The organism is Bradyrhizobium manausense, assembly GCF_018129685.1.
GTDB classification, from domain to species: Bacteria; Pseudomonadota; Alphaproteobacteria; order Rhizobiales; family Xanthobacteraceae; genus Bradyrhizobium; species Bradyrhizobium manausense_D.
On record NZ_JAFCLG010000007.1, the window covers coordinates 272,703 to 292,403 of the forward strand.

Below are 19,701 nucleotides of genomic sequence, written 5' to 3' on the forward strand. Positions count from 1 at the left end.
GAATGACAATGATCTTTGCGGCATGACGAATCCGTGGGTTCGACGCCCAAAACCGCGGCTGGTCTCGCATGGCTCGATCCGCTAAAAGGCTGCCGCGTTTTAAGAGACTCTGAGGACCCAGCGGAATGAATATTCTTCCCGGCAATTTGCGTTTCGGAGCGGGCCAGCCCGTCAAGCGTTTGGAAGACCAGCGGCTGCTCACCGGGAAGGGGCAATTCATCGACGACAAGCCTGAGGACGGCGCGCTGTGGCTGCACGTGCTGCGTTCGCCGCATGCGCATGCGAAGATCGTTTCGGTCGACACCAGCGCAGCCGCGTCGATGCCCGGCGTCACCGCGATCTACACCGGCGCCGACCTGATCAAGGACGACGTCGGCGCCATCCCGACGCTGAGCATCTTCAAGCGCCCCGACGGCAAGCCCATGACCGTGCCGCCGCGGCGGCTGCTCGCCCATGAGGTCGTGCGCTACACCGGCGAGGCGGTGGCGGCGGTGGTGGCTTCATCGCGTGCAGAGGCTATCGGCGCGGCTGAGGCGATCGTGGTGGAGTATGACGTGCAGCCCGCCGTGGTCGATCCCGTCGAGGCGGTGAAGCCCGGCGCGCCAGTGGTGTGGCCGGACGCGCCCGACAACATTGTCGGCGCGATGAGCTATGGCGATGCCGCCAAGGTGGACGAAGCCTTCGCCAAGGCCGCGCACACGGTCGAACTCGATCTCGTCAGCCAGCGCCTGGTGCCCTCGGCGATGGAGCCGCGTTCGACCATCGCCGAGATCGACAAGAAGACCGGGCGCCTCTTGTTGCATGTGCAATCGCAGACCCCGGCCTCGACCCGCGACGTGCTGGCGGAGGCCGTGCTCAAGCGTCCCAAGGACAGCGTGCGTGTGCTGGTCGGCGATATCGGCGGCGGCTTTGGCCAGAAGACCAACCTCTATCCGGAAGACGGCATCGTCGCCTATGCCGCGACCAAGCTGAACAGGAAGATCCGCTGGCGCGGCGATCGGACGGACGAATTCGTCGGCGGCACCCATGGTCGCGATCTGACCTCGACCGCGTCCTTCGCGCTCGACGAGAAGGGCAAGGTGCTGGCCTATCGCGTCAAGTCGATCGGCTGCACGGGTGCGTATTCCTCGGGGGCGGCCAATATCATCCCGCTGGTGCTCGGGCCGTTCGTGCAGACCGGCGTCTACGACCTGCCGCTGGTGCATTTCGAGGTGAAGTCGGTGATGACCCATACCGCACCGGTCGGTGCCTATCGCGGCGCGGGCCGTCCCGAAGCGGTCTTCATCGTCGAGCGTCTGTTCGACGCCGCCGCGCGAAAAATTGGCATGGACCCGCGCGCGATCCGCAAGGCCAACTACATCAAGCCGGCGCAGCTGCCCTACACCAATGCGGTGGGACAAGTCTATGATTCCGGCGCCTTCGCGCACATGCTCGATCGCGCGGTCAAACTGGCCGACTGGGACGGCTTTGCCGCGCGCAAGAAGGCGGCGAAGAAGAAGGGCCTGCTGTACGGCCGTGGCCTCACCTCCTACATCGAATGGACCGGCGGCCGCGCCCACACCGAGAAGGTCAGCCTGCATGCGACCGCGCAGGGCCGCGTCGTGCTGCATTCCGGCACCATGGCGATGGGGCAGGGTCTGCAGACCACCTACACGCAGATGATTTCCGACACGCTTGGCATTCCCATGGACAAGATCGACGTCGTGCAAGGCGACACGGATCTCGCCATGGGCTTTGGCAGCGTCGGCTCGCGCTCGCTGTTCGTCGGCGGCACTGCGGTCGCGGTCTCCTCCAACGACCTGATCCAGAAGGCGCGCGAAAAGGCGGCGAATGTGCTGGAGACCTCGGTCGAGGACATCGAGTACGAGGGCGGCATGCTGACTGTCGTCGGCACCGACCGTCGCATCAGTCTGTTCGATATTGCCGAGAAGGAGACCGGCGCAAAACTCAGCGTCGATTCCGAAGGCGAGGTCGATGGCCCGAGCTGGCCGAACGGCACGCATATCTGCGAGGTCGAGATTGATCCGGAGACCGGCGTGTCCAAGGTCGTGCGCTACACGACGGTCGACGACGTCGGCGTGGCCGTGAATCCGATGTTGGTGACCGGCCAGATCCATGGCGGCGTCGCGCAAGGCATCGGACAGGCGCTGTACGAGGGCGTGTCGTATGATGCCGACGGCCAGCTGCTCACTGCGAGCTATCAGGACTACTGCATTCCGCGCGCCGACGACGTGCCGCCGATCGTGGTGACGCTGGACGATTCCGCGCCGTGCCGCACCAATCCGCTGGGCGCCAAGGGCTGCGGCGAGTCCGGCGCCATCGGCGGCCCGCCCTGCGTCACCAACGGCGTGATGGATGCACTCGCCGAACTCGGCATCACCCAGCTGAATACGCCCCTGACGCCGCAGAAGATCTGGAAGGCGATCAGGGACGCGAAGGTGGGAGTGTAAGCGCAGCTCGTTGTACGCTCGCCGTCGCGCCCCATACTCAACGGTCGTCCCGGCGAAGGCCGGGATCCATAACCACCGAGTCCGTTTTGGCGAAGATTGGTGGTGAACAGCTTCGCGCCACACTCCCTCTCCGGCGTATGGGTCCGGCCTGCGCCGGGACGACAGGGGTGTGTGTGGCACCGCTGCGCGTCTCAAATCCCCAGCATCATCTTCGCGATGATATCGCGCTGGATTTCCGACGTTCCGCCGAAGATCGTGTACGCCCGCCCGTTCAGATATTCCGGCACCACCGTGAGCATGTCCTCAGGCAGCGCCGGCTCGTGATTGAGCTTGTAGAGCGGGCGCATCGGCTCGACGGCGAGCGCGTCGTGGCCGATCACGTCGACGCCGAGCCTGGTCACGGCCTGCCGGATCTCGCTGTTGCGCAGCTTCAGGATTGACGACACCGCACCGGGATTTTGTCCGGCCTGCAGCGCCGAGAGCACGCGCAGTTCGGTCATTTCAAGCGCGTCGATGTCGACCTCGACCTCGGAGATGCGTGTTGCGATGTCCGGGCTATCGATAGCCCGGCCGGTCAGGTCGGACTCCGCAAGCTCGGCGATCGCGCGCAGCCCCTCACGCAGCTTGGCTGACGCGATGCCGGAGCCGCGTTCGAACTCGAGCAGATATTTGCCGTAGGTCCAGCCCTTGCCCTCGTCGCCGACGCGGTTGGCGACGGGCACGCGCACGTCGTCGAAAAACACCTGGTTGACCTCGTGGTCGCCGCCGATGGTCAGAATGGGACGCGTTGTGATCCCCGGCGTCTTCATGTCGATCAGGATGAAGCTGATGCCGTCCTGCTGCCGCGGGCCGTCGCTGGTGCGCACCAGCGCGAACATGCGGTTGGCATGATGCGCATGCGTGGTCCAGATCTTGGTGCCGTTGATGATGTAGTCGTCGCCGTCGCGCACGGCGCGCGTCTTGAGCGAGGAGAGGTCGGAGCCGGAACCCGGCTCGGAATAGCCCTGGCACCAATAATCTTCGCCTGACAGAATCCGCGGCAGATAAAAATTCTTCTGCTCGGGGCTGCCGAAGCCGATGATGACGGGCCCGACCATCTTCACGCCCATCACGTTGACATTGGGCACACCGGCCCGCGCGCATTCGCTCTCGAAGATCCAGCGCTGCGCCGGGGTCCAGTCCGGGCCGCCATATTCGACCGGCCAGCCCGGCGCGCCCCAGCCGCGGCTATGCAGCGCGCGCTGCCAGGCCATGCCGATGTCGGGGTCGGAAAACACCGACGGCGTCAGCGCGGTCGCGCGCTTCATCTCCTCGGTGAGATTCTTCGCAATAAAGCTGCGCACCTCGCTCTGAAAGGCGCGCTCTTCGGCATTGAACGACAGGTCCATGATGCGCTCCTCTCAGGCTGAAACGGTGGTACGGCCAAGCTGGGCGTGGCGGGCATAATGATGCGCGCTGCCGCCGAACAGCGTGTCAAAGGCAACGAGCCGCTTGAAATAGGCGCCGACCTCGAGCTCTTCGGTGACGCCCATGCCGCCGTGAAGCTGGATCGATTGTTCGCCGACGAAGCGGGCGCATCTGCCGATCTTCGCCTTTGCGGCCGAAGCGGCGCGAGCGCGCTCGACCGGTGCGCTGTCGGCCTTCAATGCGGCGCGCAGCGCCATCGAGCGGGCTTCGTCGACCTGGATGGCCATGTCGGCCAGGCGATGGCGGATCACCTGGTTGGCGGAGAGCGGCCGGCCGAATTGCCTGCGGATCTTGGTGTATTCAAGCGTGGTGTCGAGCAGCGTCTGCATGATGCCGACGGCTTCCGCCCCGAGCGCGGCCATGGCGCGATCGACAGCCCATTCGATCGCGGGCAGCGCGTCCTTGCCGTCGCCAAGCAGGGCATCTGCCGGCAACTGCACGTCGGAGAGCTCGATGTTGCAGGCGCGCCCGCCGCCGAGGCGCGGGTAATCGGAGATCGAAAGCTCCGATGCCGTTGCCGACACCAGAAACAGGCCGATCCGCCCTGACGGTCCTTGGTGATCATGGAGATGCGCGGAGACGATGATCTCGTCGGCGGCGTGGCCGTCGAGCACGGCGATCTTGCTCCCGGAAAGACGCCAGCCCTGCGCCGTCTTGGTCGCCGATGTCGCAACCTCGGCCAGATCGAACCGCGCCGCGCGCTCGGAATGCGCGAAGGCGAGCTTCATCGAGCCGTCCGCGATCTTGGGCAAGCTTGCCTGCTTCTGTGCCGTGCTGCCACATCGCTCGATCAGCGCAGCGCCGAGCACGACGGTCGCGACATACGGCTCGGACACCATCCCTCGGCCAAACGCTTCCATCAGGATACCGATCTCGATCGAGCCGCCGCCGAGCCCGTCAAACTCTTCTGCGATCGGCAGCGCCAGCCAGCCGAGCTCGGCGAACTGCTTCCACACCGCGGGGCTGAAGCCGAGCGGATCGTTGGCCGTCTTGCGACGGTGGTCGGCATCGTAGCTTTCGGCCACGAAGCGCTCCGCGCTCTCGCGCAGCAGTCGTTGCTCGTCGCTGAGATTGAGGTCCATGTCCTTACTCCGCGGCCGCCGGCTTGCGCACGGAGGGATGCAGTCCGGATGGATCGACCACCATGCCGAACTCCTGAAGATTGTGGGCGTGACAGAGCTGGTGCAGGGCAAAGGCCTGGTCGATTGCGGCGGGCTGACCCATCACATCGACCGAGCGGTTCACCGCTTCCTTGGTCAGCTTCAGCGCGAAGGATGGCTTTGCTGCGATCCGGCGCGCCAGCTCAAGCACGCGCGCTGACAGCTCCGCGCGCGGCACCACCTGGTTCACCATGCCGAGCTGGTGTGCCTCCTGCGCGCTCCAGCTATCGGCCGTGAACAGGAATTCCTTGGCTTTGCGCGGGCCGAGCTCCCAGGGATGCACGAACCATTCGACGCCGCAGACGCCCATCGTCACGACGGGGTCACAAAACTGCGCATCGTCGCTGGCGACAATGAGGTCGCAGGCCCAGGCCAGCATCAAGCCGCCGGCGATGCACTTGCCGTGCACTTCGGCAATCATGGGTTTGGCGAGATTGCGCCAGCGCCGCGTGATCTGGAGATATATTTCCTGCTCCCGCGCGAAGCGGCCGTGAGCATTGGCTTCCGCAAAGCCGCCCCAGTTTCCGACGGGCGGAAAATCGACGCCGGCGGCATTCTTGGCCCCCGGACGAAGATCATGGCCGGAGGAGAAGTGCGGGCCATTGCCGGCAAGGATGATGACCTTGACCGCATCGTCCTGCACAGCCGCATCGAAAGCGGCGTTGAGATCGTAGGTCATTTGCAGGTTCTGCGCATTGCGCGCGTCGGGCCGGTTCATGACGACCCTGGCAATCGCCGGCTCCGGCCGCTCCACGAGGATGGTCTCGAACGAGGACATGGCGCGCTCCCGTGCTGCGTTTTTCGTCTTGTTTGCTTCGAGTTGACTATGTCATCAGGCGAGAGGCAAGGGGCTTGCGTCAGTCGGCTGCTGTTCCGCGCCTGTCCCAGGACATCTGGCGCCCTATGCGCTCAATCTGGTAGTTTGCGCGCGATTCCACCTGGAGAAATTTGATGCGCAAGATCCTGACCGTGCTGGCGGCGTTGGCCTCGCTCAGCCTCACCAATTGCGGCTACAACGCCATCCAGAGCCAGGACGAGCAGATCAAGGCAAACTGGTCCGAGGTGGTGAACCAGTATCAGCGCCGCGCCGATCTCGTGCCCAATCTGGTCAACTCGGTGAAGGGCTTTGCGCAGCAGGAAAAGGACGTGCTGCTCGGCGTCACCAATGCCCGCGCCAAGGTCGGCAGCATCCAGGCAACGCCTGAGGTGCTGAACGACCCGGCCGCCTTGCAGAAATTCCAGGCGGCGCAAGGCGAGCTCTCCAGCGCGCTGTCGCGGTTGCTCGTCGTGACCGAGAACTATCCGCAGCTCAAATCCGATGCCCTGTTCAAGGATTTGATGTCGCAGCTGGAAGGCACCGAGAACCGCATCACGGTTGCGCGCAACCGCTACATCAAGTCGGTGCAGGAGTATAACGTCACCATCCGCTCGTTCCCGAGCAACCTCACCGCGATGATGTTCGGCTACAAGGAGAAGGCGAACTTCACGGTGGAGAACGAGAAGGAAATCTCGACCGCGCCGAAGGTCGATTTCAACCCCGCGCCCGCGCCCTCGAAGTAGTTGCACACCGTTTTGCGAATGCGCTTCGCCCCATCCACCACTGTCATTCCCCGCGAAAGCGGGGAATCCAGTACGCCGCGGCGTCACGGCATATCGCTGGCGTCTCTGGAATACTGGATAGCCCGGTCCCGGCTACGCCAAGGGCTTCGCCGGGCACCCCGGTATTGGGCCGGCGAAGCGTCAGCGAAGACGGCGAGCCGGGCGATGACACCGAGTGTGTGGCGAACAATCGTTGTAATCGCACTGCTGCTTGGCTGGGCGTTTTCGGCCTCAGCCGACGTCGCCGTGCCGCAGCTCACCGGCCGCGTGGTCGACCGGACCGGGACGCTGTCGAGCAGCGACATCGCCGCGCTGTCGCAGAAGCTCAGTGATTTCGAGGCCAGGAAGGGCAGCCAGATCGCGGTGCTGATCGTGCCGACGACGGACCCGGAGACGATCGAGCAGTTCTCGATCCGTGTCGCCGAGGCCTGGAAGATCGGCCGCAAGAAAATCGACGACGGCGCGATCCTGGTCGTCGCCAAGAACGACCGGCATTTGCGCATCGAGGTCGGCTACGGCCTCGAAGGCGCACTGACCGACGTCACCTCGCGGCGGATCATCGATGAGGTCATCACGCCGAAGTTCCGGGAAGGCGACTTCGCTGGCGGCATTTCCGCCGGCGCCGAGCGGATGATGCGCGTTGTCGATGGCGAGCCGTTGCCGGCTCCCTCGCGCAGCGTGAATTTTGCCAATCTGGATGACATCGGGCCGCTCGCCCCGGTCGTCCTGTTCGCCTCCTTCGTGGTCGGCGGATTTTTGCGTGCGTTGTTGGGGCGGCTGCTGGGTTCGGTCGCGACCGGCAGTGTGATTGGCCTGCTGGCGTTGCTGGTCCTCGGATCCGGCGTGTTGGCCGTGCTCGCCGGGATTATCGGCTTCGTCCTGTCCTTCATCGCCGATCTGTTTCCGGCATCGACAGGGTCGTCCCGCGGAGGCTCCTGGTCGAGCGGCTCCTCGTCGGGCGGCTGGAGCAGCGGTTCGTCGTCCAGCGACAGCGGCAGCTTCAGCGGGGGCGGCGGCAGCTTTGGTGGCGGCGGCGCCTCGGGGAGCTGGTAGAAATGGGTATCGGGCGTATCACCAGGCATCTCGTCCAGCACCACTGGCGTGCGAGGCAAGTGTTTCCGCAAGCCGTGCTCGACCGCATCGAGCAGGCGATCAAGAGAAGCGAGACCACGCATTCCGGCCAGGTCCGCTTCGTCGTCGAAGGCGCGCTCGATGGCCGGCCGCTGTTCCGCAACCAGCACGCCCGCGAGCGCGCGCTCGACGTGTTCTCGCATCTGCGAATCTGGGACACCGCGCACAACAACGGCGTGCTGATCTACCTGCTGCTGGCGGATCGCGACGTCGAAATCATCGCCGACCGCGGCATTGATGCGAAGGTCGGCGCCGCCGGGTGGGAGACGATCTGCCGCGCGATGGAAGCCGAGTTTGCTTCCGGCCAATTCGAACGCGGCGTGATCGACGGCATCGCGGCCGTGTCGCGAGAGCTGGCAAAGTATTTCCCGCCGGGTGGGCCGCATCCGAACGAGCTGCCGGACGCGCCGGTGGTGATGTAAGCTCCGCTCTTTCCGCTGTCATTGCGAGCGCAGCGAAGCAATCCAGGGTCTTTCCGCGGAGGCAGTCTGGATTGCTTCACTGCGCTCGCAAATGACGATGTGGAAGCAGCAAGCCCTTGCCGCAGGGCAGCATGGGCTGACGATTTGTTGCACGCCGCCACGCCGGTTCCACTTTCCCGACCCAATTCGGCCTCGGACGAGTTCCTAAAATTTCGGTAAGCGGGTCCCGAGGTAAGGAATTCGCAAGCAATGAAAGTTACCAAAAGGTCAACCCAGACTGGAGAATTTGAGCCGTGAGCGAACCCATGCCCGAGCTGGCCGGCCAGGAGACCAACGAGCGGACTGCCGCCGACGCTGCCGCAAATACCGCGCCGCAGGCTGTCGAGGCTGCCGCCGGCATCGATGCCCCCTCGATCGCCCCGGACCATGAGGCTCCGCCCAAGGCGGACGCTCCCACGGTCGAGCCTATCAGGATTGAGGCTCCGAAGATTGAAGCCAACTCCGACGTCAAGTCAGAGGTTAAGGCCGAAACCAGGGCTGAGCCGAAACCCGGCAAGCTCATCGTCATGGCGCCCTCGCAGCGGTCCTGGGACCGCGAAGAGTTTGCCCCGCATGTGAAGGCCGACGAGGTGCGTGACACCGGCAGCAAGCGCCGCCTGTCGGCGATGGCCGCGGTTGTCGCAATCGCGGCTTGCGTTGGTGCCGTCAGCGGCGCGCTCGCAACCGCCGGCATGATGCACTTTTCCGGCCCGGCGCCGGCGCAGGTCGCCGACACCAGCGCACTGGATGCCTCCGTCTCCCGGATCGATGCCGACATCGTCGCCCTCAAGGCCAATGTCGAGCACACCACCAAGAATGGCCTCAGCCAGATCAACCGGACCAACGACCGCCTCGACAAGCTCGAGAAGGCGCAGGCCGAGCCGATGGCCAAGCTCGCAAAGCTCTCCGAGGCCGTCGACAAGCTGCGCGCCACGCCGCCTGCTCCCGCCCCCGCGCAGGCCGCAGCCGTTGCGCCCGCGAAGGAAACCACCGGCACGATCGCAGCACCGGTCCCGACCCAGGTCGCGACGGCCGCCGCTGGGCCGGCTCCCGTGCCCGCCGCGCCCAAGTCTGCTGAGGTCAAGACCGAGGTGGGCCGCTTGCCGACGGTCGAAGGCTGGCGGCTCCGCGACGTCGCCAATGGCGGCGCGCTGATCGAAGGCCGGGGCGGCCTGTACGAGGTCTATGCCGGCGATCCCATCCCCGGCCTCGGCCGCGTCGATGCGATCCGTCGCCAGGATGGCCGCTGGGTGGTCGTTACCGCCAAGGGCCTGATCGTCGCGCGCTAGGCTTCCAATTCATGACGTCCGAAGAGGCGCTTCACCACCGCGTGAAGCGCCTTTTTGCTTGAATAGAACAAGGCGTGCGGTGTTAGTGGAGGCATGAGCCGCGCGCTGCGAATTTTCCTGGCTGCCACCATAATGTTCGGCAGCGTCATGTCGCTCTCGGCGGCAGAGACTACGCCGCTCGTACGCGGCACCGCGATCACCGACCCCGATCTCCTGCGCAAGCTTGACCAGAGCGATGCGCTGTCGATTCCGCGCTTGTTGCAGCCGGAGCGGAACGCGACTGTTCCGCTGACGAGCGATCAGCTGTTCGCATCGCTGCCGCAGCTCAAGGACATTCCGCCGGCGATCGATGCGGAGTTCGATCGCTACATCGCGCGGCACCAGCAGACTTCACCGAGCGAGACCATCGGCGTTGGCGAAGGGTTCGATGTCGAGCTGTTCGATCGGGCCAGCCTGAAGTCCGCCAACACGCGTTTCGTGCTGGCCGGCATCGTCAACCGCATGGACCGTGCCTATGTGTCCGAGGAATCCTGCGGCGAGGTCAGGCTGATCTATCGCCTGGCGCGGTTCGAGCAAAAACAGGATGGCGGCAGCACCGCGACGCGCCTGCCGATGACCTTCAACCTCGTGATGAAAGCGCGCGATGCACGCCAGATCGATGCGAGCGGCAAGCCCATCACCTGCGCCGAGGTGGCACGTCGCTGGCTTGGCAATGGCGACTGGCAGGGACTGATCGGCAGCCGCACTGCGCCTTACGATGCGATGATCGACCGTATCGAGACCAACATCCAGATCTCGATTTCACCCAAGTCGGCGCTGCACGATTTCCGCTCCGACTATCTTCTCAAGGTGTTCAAATACGACGCGGCCGACAAGGTTTTCGTGGAATCGACGCTGGAGAACCAGATCGACCGCGACCGTATCCTGGCCGATGACGCGCTCCGGCGCGACTTCAAGGCCTGGCTGCTTGCGCCTGCAAATTTGCGAAAGTTCGATCGCGGCACTGTGCTGATCCCCGAGCAATATCTCGCCAAGGCCGCCGTGGCACCGACCCCTGCGGGTCTCGATGCTTCGACGATGCAGCCGGAATTCGGAATGATGCAGGGTGAAGGCAAGGGCGCCCCCGTCTTCACCGATGACGATGTCGTCGGGGCGCTCAAACAGGCGGCCGCGCGCGGCATCACCATGGAGAACATCCGATCGGCCGCGGGCTTCCAGCGCCGCCTCAATGACGTCACCTGCTCGGGGTGTCACCAGACCCGCGGCATCGGTGGTTTTCATTTTCCGGGCGTGGACTGGCTGACGGACAAGGCGTCGAACTCCAATATCGTTCCGGCCTCGCCGCATTTCTTTGGTGACCAGCTCCGCCGCCGCGACATCCTGACCACGTTTGCTGCCGGCAAAAACCCTGATTTTTCACGCGGATTTGCCAGCCGACCGCAGACCCGCGGGGCCCGAGAGCTCGCCGGCACCGAATATCAGGACGGCTGGGGCGCGCATTGTTCTCTGCAAGCTGAGGGATCGGGAACGGCCGACAAGAGTTTTACGTCATGGACCTGTGCTAAAGGTCTCACCTGTCAGGCTGCGGCCGCTTCAAACCGCATTGGCATGTGCTTCATCAAGACGCGCTAGCGCATGATCCCCTGGAGATCATGCGTCAGCCAACAAGCGATTTGGATGACCCATGACGGATACCAGCGACGCCAACAAGGAGCGCAATCGCCAGATCGCGCAGAACGAAGAAGCCAAGCAGGCTGCCGGCAGCCTCCGCGTCAGCGCCTCCGCGATCGCGGCCGTCGTCATCATCGGCGGCATCCTGTTCACGCTCGGCTGGCTGGCGCTGAGGTAGCTGGGCTTTCCTTCGTCATGCCCGGGCTTGTCCCGGGCATCCACGTTCTCATATCCGCGCTCAAGGTCGTGGATGGCCGGGACAAGTCCGGCCATGACGGCACTGTGGGTTAAGTGTCCGCGCCCTCACTTCGCGTAAATCGTCATCCGCTGTCCCGGAAGCAGTTCATACGCCGGCTTCCAGCCCGGCAGCGCGGCCATGCGGCCGAGCCAGGCGTGGATGGCGGGATGGCTCGCCGCGAAATCAAAGCCGTGCTCGTCGCTCGGATAGTGCAGGTAAGCCATCATCGAGATGTCGGCGACGGTCGGCCTGGCGCCGATCGCAAACGTATTGTGCTGGAGGTGGCCGTCGAGAATGCCGAGGAAGTCCTCGAGCCGACGGCGGAAATGTTTCAGCACCTGCGGATCGTTCCTTTCGGTGAAGGCGCGCATGAAGCGATAGGTCGCCATGTAGCCGGTGAGCTTGTGGTTGTCCCAGAACAGCCAGCGCAGCAGCTCGAATTTTTCCGCTTCCGTCTCGGCGCCGAAGCGGCCGTATTGTTCTGCGAGCCTGAGCAGCAGCGGCGCGGTCTGCGTCATCTTAACGCCATCGATCTCGAGCACCGGAATTTCGCCCATCTCGTTGACGGCTTTGCGCCACTCCGCCGTGCGCGTGACGCCGCCGCCAAAGTCGGTCCAGACGGGCTCGAACGTCTCGCCGCAAAGCGTCAGCATCAGCGCCAGCTTGTAGCTGTTGCCGGATTCAGGGAAGTAGTGCAGGCGATAGAGGGGCATGGGACCTCATGCGGCAGCTAGTTGTGGAGACAAGTTATCACCTCAGCGTCGTCCCGGCGGAGGCCGGGATCCATAACCACCGAACGTGGTTTGGCGAAGACTCGGAGTGACCAGTTTCGTGCGACGACTCGCACTCTGGAATATGGGTCCCGGCCTTCGCCGGGACGACGGCGGAGTATGTGGCGGGCGCCGCAGCGTCCCTTACCCCACCGCCCCATTCGCGCGCAGCTGCTTGATCGCGGCTTCGTCGTATCCCGCGCCGCGCAAAACCTCGTCACTGTGCTCGCCGACGCCGGGCGGCTTGCGCGGCTGCACCTTCTTGGTGCCGTCGATCCAGATCGGAGAGTTGATGGTGAGCATGGTGTCGTTCTCGAACGGCACCAGCACCTCGTTGTCGAGCATCTGCTTGTCGTTCGGGATGTCGTCCAGAATGCCGACGATGCCGAACACCAGCCCGTTGCCGTCGAGGATCTTGCGCCATTCGGCGAGATCCCTGGTGGCGAAGGTCTCGTCGAAGATCTTGATCAGCTCGATCGAGCGGGCGTGGCGGTCGGGCTTGGTGGCGAAGCGCGGATCGTTGATCAGGTCCTCGCGGCCCAGGCACTTGGCGAGCGTCGGCCACTGCTTCTCCTCGCTCAGCAGCGACAGGATCAGCCAGCGGCCGTCCTTGCACTGGTAGTGGTTGGCGACCGCATTGAGCGCGCGCTCGCGCGGCCGCCGTTCGCCGAACTTGGCGCCGCAGAGCTTGGCCTGCGCCAGCACGCTCGCCGCCCAGACGCCGTTGGCCATCAAATTGGAGGCGACATGCGAGCCTTTTCCGGTCTTCTCGCGCTGGTAGAGCGCGGTGACGATCGCGCCGTACAGCGCCATGGCGCAGGGATGGTCGCCCATGCCGGCGACCGAGCGGGCGGGCGTTGTGTCGGTATCGGCGCGGACGAGATCCATCAGGCCGGAGCGCGCCCAATAGGCGTTGCTGTCGAAGCCGGGCTTGTTGGCTTCCTCGCCCTTCTCGCCATAGCCGGTGAACGAGGCGTAGATCAGCCGGTCGTTGAGATGGGCGAGGTGGTCATAGGTGATGCCAAGCTTGGTGCGCACGGGCGGCGGCATGTTGGTGATGAAGACGTCGGCTTCCTCCACCAGCCTGTAGAGCACGGCCTGCGCCTCGGGCTTGGAGAGGTCGAGCGCCAGGCTCTTCTTGTTGCGGGCCTCGAGCAGCCAGGCGAAATTGTGCTCGCCGGTGGGATAGCCGGGCAGGTTGGGCAGATTGCGGTAGGGATCGCCGGCGCCGGGCGGCTCGATCTTGATGACGTCGGCGCCGAAATCGGACAGCACGGTCGCAGCCGCGGGCGCCGCGATGAAGCTCGCGCAATCGAGAACCTTGAGCCCTGCAAAAATGCCCTTTTCCATCGCGGCGTTGCTCCCTCGCTCTTGTTGTTTCCCGCGCGCTGGAATTGGCGCGGGCCAGGTCATGGCAGCATTAGACCGATGTTTCACCTGGATGCAACGGCGCCAGGCGCAGGGCTCTAATCCGTCACCCTGAGGTGCTCGCCTCTTCGGCGAGCCTCGAAGGGCGACGGCCCGGCTGCATCGGGGCCGTTCATCCTTCGAGGCTCCCGGCGCGATGCTCCGCATCGCACCGCTCGCACCTCAGGATGACGGAAGTGCTGTCGCGATGCTGTGAGATTCAAATCCAGACAGCCTTATTCCTCTCCCGCCAGCAACGCGGCGTTGCCGCCGGCCGCGGCCGTGTTGATCGTCACGGTCTGCTCGGTGGCGAAGCGCGCGAGATAATGCGGGCCGCCGGCCTTGGGGCCGGTTCCGGACAGGCCGTTGCCGCCGAACGGCTGCACGCCGACGACCGCGCCGATCATGTTGCGGTTGACGTAGATGTTGCCGACCTGGACGCGGTCGATGATGGCCTCCACCGTATCGTCGATGCGGGAATGGATTCCGAGCGTCAGGCCATAGCCCGTGCGCTCGATGGATTGCAGCACGCGCTCGAGCGTTTCGGCCCGGTAGCGCACCACATGCAGGATCGGGCCGAACACCTCCTCGGTGAGCTGGCCGGCATCCCTCAGCTCGAAAATGTGCGGCGCGACAAAGCAGCCCTCCGGCGCGATGCCTGCGAAGTGCAACCGTGCCTCGCTCTTCATTCGCGCAACATGCGTGTCGAGGCGCTGCTTGGCCTCGGCGTCGATGACGGGCCCGACATGGGTCGCAACATCGCTGGGATCGCCGATCTTCAATTCGCGCGCCGCGCCAGCGATCATCTCGATCATGCGGTCGGCGACATCCTCCTGCACGAACAGCAGCCGCAGCGCCGAGCAGCGCTGGCCTGCGGAGCGGAACGCCGAGGTGACGACGTCGTCGGCGACCTGTTCGGGCAGCGCGGTCGCATCGGCGATCATGGCATTGATGCCGCCGGTCTCCGCGATCAGCGGCACGATCGGCCCATCCTTGGCGGCGAGCGTCCGGTTGATGTGACGCGCGACCTCGGTTGAACCGGTGAAGACGATTCCGGCGATATCGGCGTGTGCGGTCAGCGCGGCACCGATGCGGCCGTCGCCGGTGACGAGATGCAGCGCGCTCGTGGGGATGCCGGCCTCGTACAGCAGCGCGACAGCCTCGCGCGCGATGCGCGGCGTCTGCTCGGCGGGCTTTGCAACGACGCTGTTGCCGGCCATCAGCGCCGCGGTGACCTGGCCGAGGAAAATCGCCAGCGGAAAATTCCACGGCGAGATCGCGACGAACACGCCGCGGCCGCGCATGGCGAGCGCGTTGCTCTCGCCGGTCGGGCCCGGCATCGCGGCCGCATGGCCGAACAGTTTTCGTCCCTGGGCCGCGTAGTAGCGGCAGAAATCGGCGGCTTCGCGCAGCTCGGAGAGCGCGTCGTCCAGCGTCTTGCCGCCCTCGGTCTGCAGCAGCGCAAGGAAATGCGCGCCCCGGCTTTCCAAGAGATGCGCGGCCTGCTCCAGCGCCGCGGCGCGTGTCGCGGCCTGCGTCCGGCTCCATCCGGCAAAGCCCGCGCGCGCCGCGGCGATCGCTGCGCCCGCCTGCTCCGGCGTTGCGTCAGGGACCGGCTTGAGGTCGGGCGCCGCCGCCTTGACGTCGGCGAGCAACCGCTCGAGCGCCGCGCGCTCGCCAAACTCGATGCCGCGTGAATTGTGCCGCTCCGGCGCAAAGAGGTCACCCGGCAGCGGGATCCTGGCGTGATGCGCATGATCGGGACGAACGATGAGATCGACCGGACGCTTCAGCAGTGCCGGCACCGGCACACGATAGTCGGCCGCCTGCGCCACGAACGACGAATTGGCGCCGTTCTCCAGCAGGCGCCGAACGAGATAGGCGAGCAGATCGCGGTGGCTGCCGACCGGCGCGTAGGTGCGGTAGGCGATGTCAGGATGATCCTTGGCGAGCTGCTCGTAGAGCGCTTCGCCCATGCCATGCAGCCGCTGGAATTCGAAGCCGGAGCTGTCGCCGGCGAGCTCCAGCACGCTCGCGACGGTGAGCGCGTTGTGGGTCGCGAATTGCGGGAAGATGCGGGGCCGCAACGCAAGCAGCGTCGAGGCGCAGGCGACGTAGTTCAGATCGGTCATCGCCTTGCGCGTGAACACCGGGTAGCCGTCGAGCCCGCGCTCCTGCGCGCGCTTGATCTCGGTGTCCCAGTAAGCGCCCTTGACCAGCCGCACCATCAGCTTGCGGTCGTGCGCACGCGCCAGTTCGTGGATGTAATCGATCACCGCGCCGGCGCGCTTCTGATAGGCCTGGATCGCAAGCCCGAAGCCGTCCCAGCCGGCGAGCGAGGGATCGGCGAGTGTCGCCGCGATCACGTCGAGCGACAGCTCCAGCCGGTCGGCTTCCTCGGCATCGACGGTGAAATTGAGGTCATAGGCCCTGGCGCGCCGGGCGAGGTCCAGCAATTGCGGCACGAGCTCTGCCATCACGCGATCGCGGCTGATCGCCTCGAAGCGCGGATGCAGCGCCGAGAGCTTGACGGAGATGCCGGGCCGGTCGGGCAGGGGGTGGTTGCCGGCGGCCCTGCCGATCGTTTCGATCGCGCTCGCATAGGCGTCGAAGTATCGCTTGGCGTCGGCCGCGGTGCGCGCGCCTTCGCCGAGCATGTCGAAGGAGTAGCGCAGCTTCTGACCGGAGCGCGGCTTGCCGCGGTCCAGCGCCTGCTCGATGGTCTCGCCCAGCACGAAATGATTGCCCATCAGCCGCATCGCCTGGCGCGTGGCGGTGCGCACGGCCGGGGCACCCAAACGCTTTACCAGCCGGCCGATGGTGCCGTCGGGGGTCTCGCCAGGCTGGATCACCCGCGCGGACAGGCCGAGCGCCCAGGCCGAGGCGTTGACCAGGAACGCCGTGGATTTGGTCTCGTGATGGATGAAGTCGCCCTCGCCGAGCTTGTCCTCGATGAACTGGTCGGCTGTGCGTGCATCGGGCACCCGCAGCAGCGCCTCTGCCAGTACCATCAGCGCGAGGCCCTCCTTGGTCGAGAGCGCGAACTCGCGCAGCATGTCCTCGACCCCGCCAAGATTTCCTGCAAGCCGGTCGTCCCGCTTGCGGATCGCCTCGATCAGCCGCGTCGCAGTACGGTCGATCCGCGCCTCCTGCGGCGGGGCGAGGTGTGACGATGGGAAGAGCCGCGCAGCGGTGTCGGCATCGTCAGGCGCGTAGGGCGCGGAGAACGGCGGTGGGATGTTCGGCATGGCGTGTCCTGTTGCTGAAGTCCAGGATAAAACCCGCAAGACCGTAGTTCGATAGACAAGTTAGCCATTTTGCCTTAGAAAATGAAGTTCAGTCGCTGATTGGCCAAATAAAATATGGAACTTGATCGAATTGACCGGAGAATCCTCTCGATTTTGCAGGACGATGGGCGAATCGCGAATGTCGAGCTCGCCGAGCGCATCGGCCTCTCCCCGACCTCGATCGGCGAGCGGCTGAAGCGCCTGCAGCGCGAGGGCTTTGTCGAAGGCTATGGCGCGCGGCTCAATCCGCACCGGCTTGGGCTGGGTCTTCTGGTGTTCGTCGAGGTTCTGCTCGACAAGACCACGCCTGACATTTTCGAGCGCTTTGCGCGCGCGGTCAAACTCGCGCCCGAAGTGCTGGAGTGTCACATGGTTGCAGGCGGCTTCGACTATCTGGTGAAGGCGCGGCTTGCCGACATGTCCGCATATCGGCGTTTCCTCGGCGAGACTTTGCTGTCGATGCCGGGGGTGCGCGAGACGCGCACCTATGCGGTGATGGAGGAGATCAAGCGCGACGCACCGTTGCCGGTGGGCTGACCACATGCGGTCGCGATTGTCATTGCTGCGGCGTCGATTGGCGATCTTTCCAGGCAAATAGCCTTCCGTGTGCAGTCGAAACGCCTGTCGTCGAATGCACGGATCGTCTTCTGAAATTTTCTTGGCCTCACTCCCGGACAATCCGGGAGGCAGCGAAAGCTGGCGGCTTATACTTTGAGGTTCTCTGCGGAGGTCTTGCCCCGGTTTGCGATCTCTTCGTATTCAACCGTCTGCCCCTCGTTGAGCGAGGACAGGCCGGCTTTCTGCACTGCCGAGATATGCACGAACACATCCTTGCCGCCCGACGCAGGCTGGATAAATCCATAACCCTTGGTCGGGTTGAACCACTTGACCGTACCTTTAGCCATCACGACTTCTCCGCGGGTCTTCCTCCGAGATCGCGAACCGCCAGTCCCCGCCAACCGGCCGGTTCGGTCCTATAGGATACGCGGATTGTGGCGGGCTTGGTAGATCAAACCACATCCGCATTTCGCAGAAATTCGCTCAACTTCGCGGCGTTTTCGCCTGATTTGCCCGTTTCGCGGTCAATTGAGCTTGAGGCCGTCAGTAGGTCGCGGCCAGGTAATCCACGATCTTGCCGACGTCGGCATCGTCGATCGGCGCGCCATAGACCTTGATCATCTTGGTCACTTCGGCCTGCCAGAACGATTTCTTGTCCTTCATCGGCGGCTGCGTAGCGATGTAATCGGACGAGTGGCAGGCGGCGCAATTGCCTTGCACCACCTCGAGATTAGGCCCGGGTTTGAAGGCTGCGACCTCATCCGGCGTCTTGTAATCGACCGGCGCGGCAAGGGCCGAACCCACGATTGTGACAACGGCAAGCGTCGTGGCGAGAAGAACGGTGCGCTGCATGATCATGCTCCTCAGGCCACGCTGACGCGGACGGTTTCGACGACGTTGCGCAAATAACCCGCCGGGTTCCAGCGTGGCGTCTCCGGCTGCGTCTCGCCGGAATTGCTGGTGGCGCGCACCCTGAGCTCGACCTCGCCCGCGGCAAGCTTCACCGGCAGCTTCCATTCGCGGAATGAGTAGTTGCCGAGATCCTTGCCGAGCTTGGCTGAGGCCCAGGTCTTGCCGCCGTCGGTGGAGACCGACACGTCCTTGATGCCCCTGCCGCTGTCGAAGGCGATGCCGCGCAGCGTCGCACGCCCCGCCTTCAGCTTGGCGCCATCGGCCACGCTGGTGATGAAGGAGCGGATGGTGAAGCGGTTGATCGGGATCGTCGCCTTTGGCGTGGTGCCGGGCTCGACCGAGTTATCAGGCGTATCGGGAATCCGGTAGGCGCCCTTCATCCAGAAGCCGTCATAGACGCTGTCGATGACGGTGATCTCGTTGAGGTGCTTGACCCAGTAGGTGCCGTAATAGCCGGGCACGACCAGGCGCAGCGGGAAGCCGTTGAGGAACGGCAGGTCCTCGCCATTCATGCCATAGGCCAGCATCACCTCGCCGTCGGTGGCGTGAGCGAGGTCGAGCGCCTTGGCGAAGTCGGGCGTCTTGTCGATCACCGGGCCATCCATGCCGGCGAACACCACTTGCCTGGCGCCGGCCTGCACGCCGGCCATCTCGAGCACGGTCTTCAGCGGCACGCCGCGCCAGCGGGCATTGCCCATCGCGCCATTGGCGAGTTGGCCGCCGGCGACGCGCGGCTCGGAGAAGCCGCGGCTGTTGCCGGAGCATTGGTTGACGGCGACGATCTCGGTCGCCTTCATCTTGCGGATGTCCTTCAGCGACAGCTTCAGCGGCTTGTCGACCTTGCCCTTGATTTCGAGCGTGAACTTGTCAGGGTCGAGATCATAGGGCAGGCCGGCGAGGTGATAGCGCACGAAGAACGCGTTGTTCGGCGTGATCGGGCCGTCGTTGAACACCGCAAATGGCGTCTCGAGCTGCGGCGGCCGGCTGGTCAAGCCAATCATCGGCCGCTTCTGCGGATATTTCACCAGCGGCCGCTCGCCATTGGCGAACGGAAGCGTGACGGTGTCGAGAGCCAGTGCCTTGGTGGAATTCAGTGTAGCCGCAAGTGCGGCAAGGCCCGCTCCTTTGAGCAGGTCGCGTCGGTCGAACATCTCGTCTCCTCCCGGAGCTTTCCGTTGGCTCGCGCTCATCACCGCGATCCTGCGCCCATCTGTCGCAACGACTCATATGAAGTCAATTCGTGCTTTCGCAGCAAGCCCATGCCGCTGCGCTGCAGCAGGGGGTGTCACGCGAGATGAGAG

Annotated in this window: 17 protein-coding genes; 8 read left to right on the top strand and 9 right to left on the bottom strand. The window is 64.8% G+C overall.

Going from position 1 to position 19,701, the window contains the following annotated elements:
- Positions 1-125: 125 nt before the first annotated feature.
- Complete coding sequence (locus JQ621_RS19530) at positions 126-2,450, top strand: xanthine dehydrogenase family protein molybdopterin-binding subunit (protein WP_212236286.1); 2,325 nt, start codon at positions 126-128, stop codon at positions 2,448-2,450.
- 191 nt (positions 2,451-2,641) lie between these two features.
- Here the strand turns inward: JQ621_RS19530 and JQ621_RS19535 are convergent, their stop codons facing one another.
- From JQ621_RS19535 to JQ621_RS19545, 3 genes are read right to left on the bottom strand one after another with little or no spacing between them, the layout of a single operon-like run.
- Complete coding sequence (locus JQ621_RS19535) at positions 2,642-3,838, bottom strand: acyl-CoA dehydrogenase family protein (protein ID WP_212236287.1); 1,197 nt, start codon at positions 3,836-3,838, stop codon at positions 2,642-2,644.
- Between the two features lie 12 nt (positions 3,839-3,850).
- Positions 3,851-4,999 carry an acyl-CoA dehydrogenase family protein gene (locus tag JQ621_RS19540; RefSeq protein WP_212236288.1) on the bottom strand — a complete coding sequence of 383 codons (1,149 nt, stop codon included), beginning with the start codon at positions 4,997-4,999 and terminating at the stop codon, positions 3,851-3,853.
- A 4-nt stretch (positions 5,000-5,003) separates the two neighbouring features.
- Positions 5,004-5,855, bottom strand: a complete 852-nt coding sequence (locus tag JQ621_RS19545; RefSeq protein WP_212236289.1) for an enoyl-CoA hydratase — start codon at positions 5,853-5,855, stop codon at positions 5,004-5,006.
- A gap of 173 nt (positions 5,856-6,028) precedes the next feature.
- Between JQ621_RS19545 and JQ621_RS19550 the strand changes: the two genes are divergently transcribed.
- The 6 genes from JQ621_RS19550 to JQ621_RS19575 all read left to right on the top strand — a co-directional run bounded on the left by JQ621_RS19550 (position 6,029) and on the right by JQ621_RS19575 (position 11,406).
- Complete coding sequence (locus JQ621_RS19550) at positions 6,029-6,637, top strand: LemA family protein (RefSeq protein ID WP_212236290.1); 609 nt, start codon at positions 6,029-6,031, stop codon at positions 6,635-6,637.
- Positions 6,638-6,841: 204 nt separating this feature from the next.
- A complete protein-coding gene (locus JQ621_RS19555; RefSeq protein ID WP_212236291.1) occupies positions 6,842-7,729 on the top strand; it encodes a TPM domain-containing protein in 888 nt (295 codons plus the stop codon).
- 2 nt (positions 7,730-7,731) lie between these two features.
- On the top strand, positions 7,732-8,229 hold the full coding sequence (locus tag JQ621_RS19560) for a TPM domain-containing protein (RefSeq protein ID WP_212236292.1): 498 nt from the start codon (positions 7,732-7,734) through the stop codon (positions 8,227-8,229).
- Positions 8,230-8,534: 305 nt separating this feature from the next.
- A complete protein-coding gene (locus tag JQ621_RS19565) occupies positions 8,535-9,557 on the top strand; it encodes a hypothetical protein (protein WP_212236334.1) in 1,023 nt (340 codons plus the stop codon).
- A 93-nt stretch (positions 9,558-9,650) separates the two neighbouring features.
- On the top strand, positions 9,651-11,189 hold the full coding sequence (locus tag JQ621_RS19570) for a hypothetical protein (RefSeq protein WP_212236293.1): 1,539 nt from the start codon (positions 9,651-9,653) through the stop codon (positions 11,187-11,189).
- A 52-nt stretch (positions 11,190-11,241) separates the two neighbouring features.
- Positions 11,242-11,406 carry a hypothetical protein gene (locus JQ621_RS19575; RefSeq protein ID WP_212236294.1) on the top strand — a complete coding sequence of 55 codons (165 nt, stop codon included), beginning with the start codon at positions 11,242-11,244 and terminating at the stop codon, positions 11,404-11,406.
- Between the two features lie 125 nt (positions 11,407-11,531).
- Here the strand turns inward: JQ621_RS19575 and JQ621_RS19580 are convergent, their stop codons facing one another.
- The 3 genes from JQ621_RS19580 to putA form a co-directional block, all read right to left on the bottom strand.
- Positions 11,532-12,179 carry a glutathione S-transferase family protein gene (locus JQ621_RS19580; protein ID WP_212236295.1) on the bottom strand — a complete coding sequence of 216 codons (648 nt, stop codon included), beginning with the start codon at positions 12,177-12,179 and terminating at the stop codon, positions 11,532-11,534.
- Between the two features lie 201 nt (positions 12,180-12,380).
- Complete coding sequence (locus JQ621_RS19585; protein ID WP_212236296.1) at positions 12,381-13,586, bottom strand: CaiB/BaiF CoA transferase family protein; 1,206 nt, start codon at positions 13,584-13,586, stop codon at positions 12,381-12,383.
- Between the two features lie 293 nt (positions 13,587-13,879).
- Positions 13,880-16,891 (bottom strand): bifunctional proline dehydrogenase/L-glutamate gamma-semialdehyde dehydrogenase PutA, encoded by a 3,012-nt coding sequence (gene putA, locus JQ621_RS19590; RefSeq protein ID WP_212236297.1) that lies wholly within the window; start codon positions 16,889-16,891, stop codon positions 13,880-13,882.
- 114 nt (positions 16,892-17,005) lie between these two features.
- Between putA and JQ621_RS19595 the strand changes: the two genes are divergently transcribed.
- The gene (locus tag JQ621_RS19595) at positions 17,006-17,467 is read left to right on the top strand and encodes an Lrp/AsnC ligand binding domain-containing protein (protein WP_212236298.1); all 462 of its coding nucleotides are present in this window, start codon (positions 17,006-17,008) and stop codon (positions 17,465-17,467) included.
- A 167-nt stretch (positions 17,468-17,634) separates the two neighbouring features.
- Here the strand turns inward: JQ621_RS19595 and JQ621_RS19600 are convergent, their stop codons facing one another.
- The 3 genes from JQ621_RS19600 to sorA form a co-directional block, all read right to left on the bottom strand.
- Positions 17,635-17,835: a cold-shock protein gene (locus JQ621_RS19600; protein ID WP_008134691.1), complete on the bottom strand. Its 201-nt coding sequence runs from the start codon at positions 17,833-17,835 to the stop codon at positions 17,635-17,637.
- A gap of 196 nt (positions 17,836-18,031) precedes the next feature.
- Positions 18,032-18,340, bottom strand: a complete 309-nt coding sequence (sorB, locus tag JQ621_RS19605) for a SorB family sulfite dehydrogenase c-type cytochrome subunit (protein WP_212236299.1) — start codon at positions 18,338-18,340, stop codon at positions 18,032-18,034.
- An 11-nt stretch (positions 18,341-18,351) separates the two neighbouring features.
- Positions 18,352-19,551 carry a SorA family sulfite dehydrogenase catalytic subunit gene (gene sorA, locus JQ621_RS19610; protein WP_212236300.1) on the bottom strand — a complete coding sequence of 400 codons (1,200 nt, stop codon included), beginning with the start codon at positions 19,549-19,551 and terminating at the stop codon, positions 18,352-18,354.
- Positions 19,552-19,701 lie beyond the last annotated feature (150 nt).

Excerpts from the sequence above, each read along its gene's own strand:
- JQ621_RS19580 (WP_212236295.1), bottom strand. The coding sequence starts at position 12,179 with ATGCCCCTCTATCGCCTGCACTACTTCCCTGAATCCGGCAACAGCTAC.
- JQ621_RS19535 (WP_212236287.1), bottom strand. The coding sequence starts at position 3,838 with ATGGACCTGTCGTTCAATGCCGAAGAGCGCGCCTTTCAGAGCGAGGTG.
- JQ621_RS19595 (WP_212236298.1), top strand. The coding sequence starts at position 17,006 with ATGGAACTTGATCGAATTGACCGGAGAATCCTCTCGATTTTGCAGGAC.
- putA (WP_212236297.1), bottom strand. The coding sequence starts at position 16,891 with ATGCCGAACATCCCACCGCCGTTCTCCGCGCCCTACGCGCCTGACGAT.
- JQ621_RS19555 (WP_212236291.1), top strand. The coding sequence starts at position 6,842 with ATGACACCGAGTGTGTGGCGAACAATCGTTGTAATCGCACTGCTGCTT.
- JQ621_RS19545 (WP_212236289.1), bottom strand. The coding sequence starts at position 5,855 with ATGTCCTCGTTCGAGACCATCCTCGTGGAGCGGCCGGAGCCGGCGATT.
- JQ621_RS19600 (WP_008134691.1), bottom strand. The coding sequence starts at position 17,835 with ATGGCTAAAGGTACGGTCAAGTGGTTCAACCCGACCAAGGGTTATGGA.
- JQ621_RS19570 (WP_212236293.1), top strand. The coding sequence starts at position 9,651 with ATGAGCCGCGCGCTGCGAATTTTCCTGGCTGCCACCATAATGTTCGGC.
- JQ621_RS19550 (WP_212236290.1), top strand. The coding sequence starts at position 6,029 with ATGCGCAAGATCCTGACCGTGCTGGCGGCGTTGGCCTCGCTCAGCCTC.
- JQ621_RS19565 (WP_212236334.1), top strand. The coding sequence starts at position 8,535 with ATGCCCGAGCTGGCCGGCCAGGAGACCAACGAGCGGACTGCCGCCGAC.
- sorA (WP_212236300.1), bottom strand. The coding sequence starts at position 19,551 with ATGTTCGACCGACGCGACCTGCTCAAAGGAGCGGGCCTTGCCGCACTT.
- JQ621_RS19530 (WP_212236286.1), top strand. The coding sequence starts at position 126 with ATGAATATTCTTCCCGGCAATTTGCGTTTCGGAGCGGGCCAGCCCGTC.
- JQ621_RS19575 (WP_212236294.1), top strand. The coding sequence starts at position 11,242 with ATGACGGATACCAGCGACGCCAACAAGGAGCGCAATCGCCAGATCGCG.
- JQ621_RS19540 (WP_212236288.1), bottom strand. The coding sequence starts at position 4,999 with ATGGACCTCAATCTCAGCGACGAGCAACGACTGCTGCGCGAGAGCGCG.
- JQ621_RS19585 (WP_212236296.1), bottom strand. The coding sequence starts at position 13,586 with ATGGAAAAGGGCATTTTTGCAGGGCTCAAGGTTCTCGATTGCGCGAGC.
- sorB (WP_212236299.1), bottom strand. The coding sequence starts at position 18,340 with ATGCAGCGCACCGTTCTTCTCGCCACGACGCTTGCCGTTGTCACAATC.
- JQ621_RS19560 (WP_212236292.1), top strand. The coding sequence starts at position 7,732 with ATGGGTATCGGGCGTATCACCAGGCATCTCGTCCAGCACCACTGGCGT.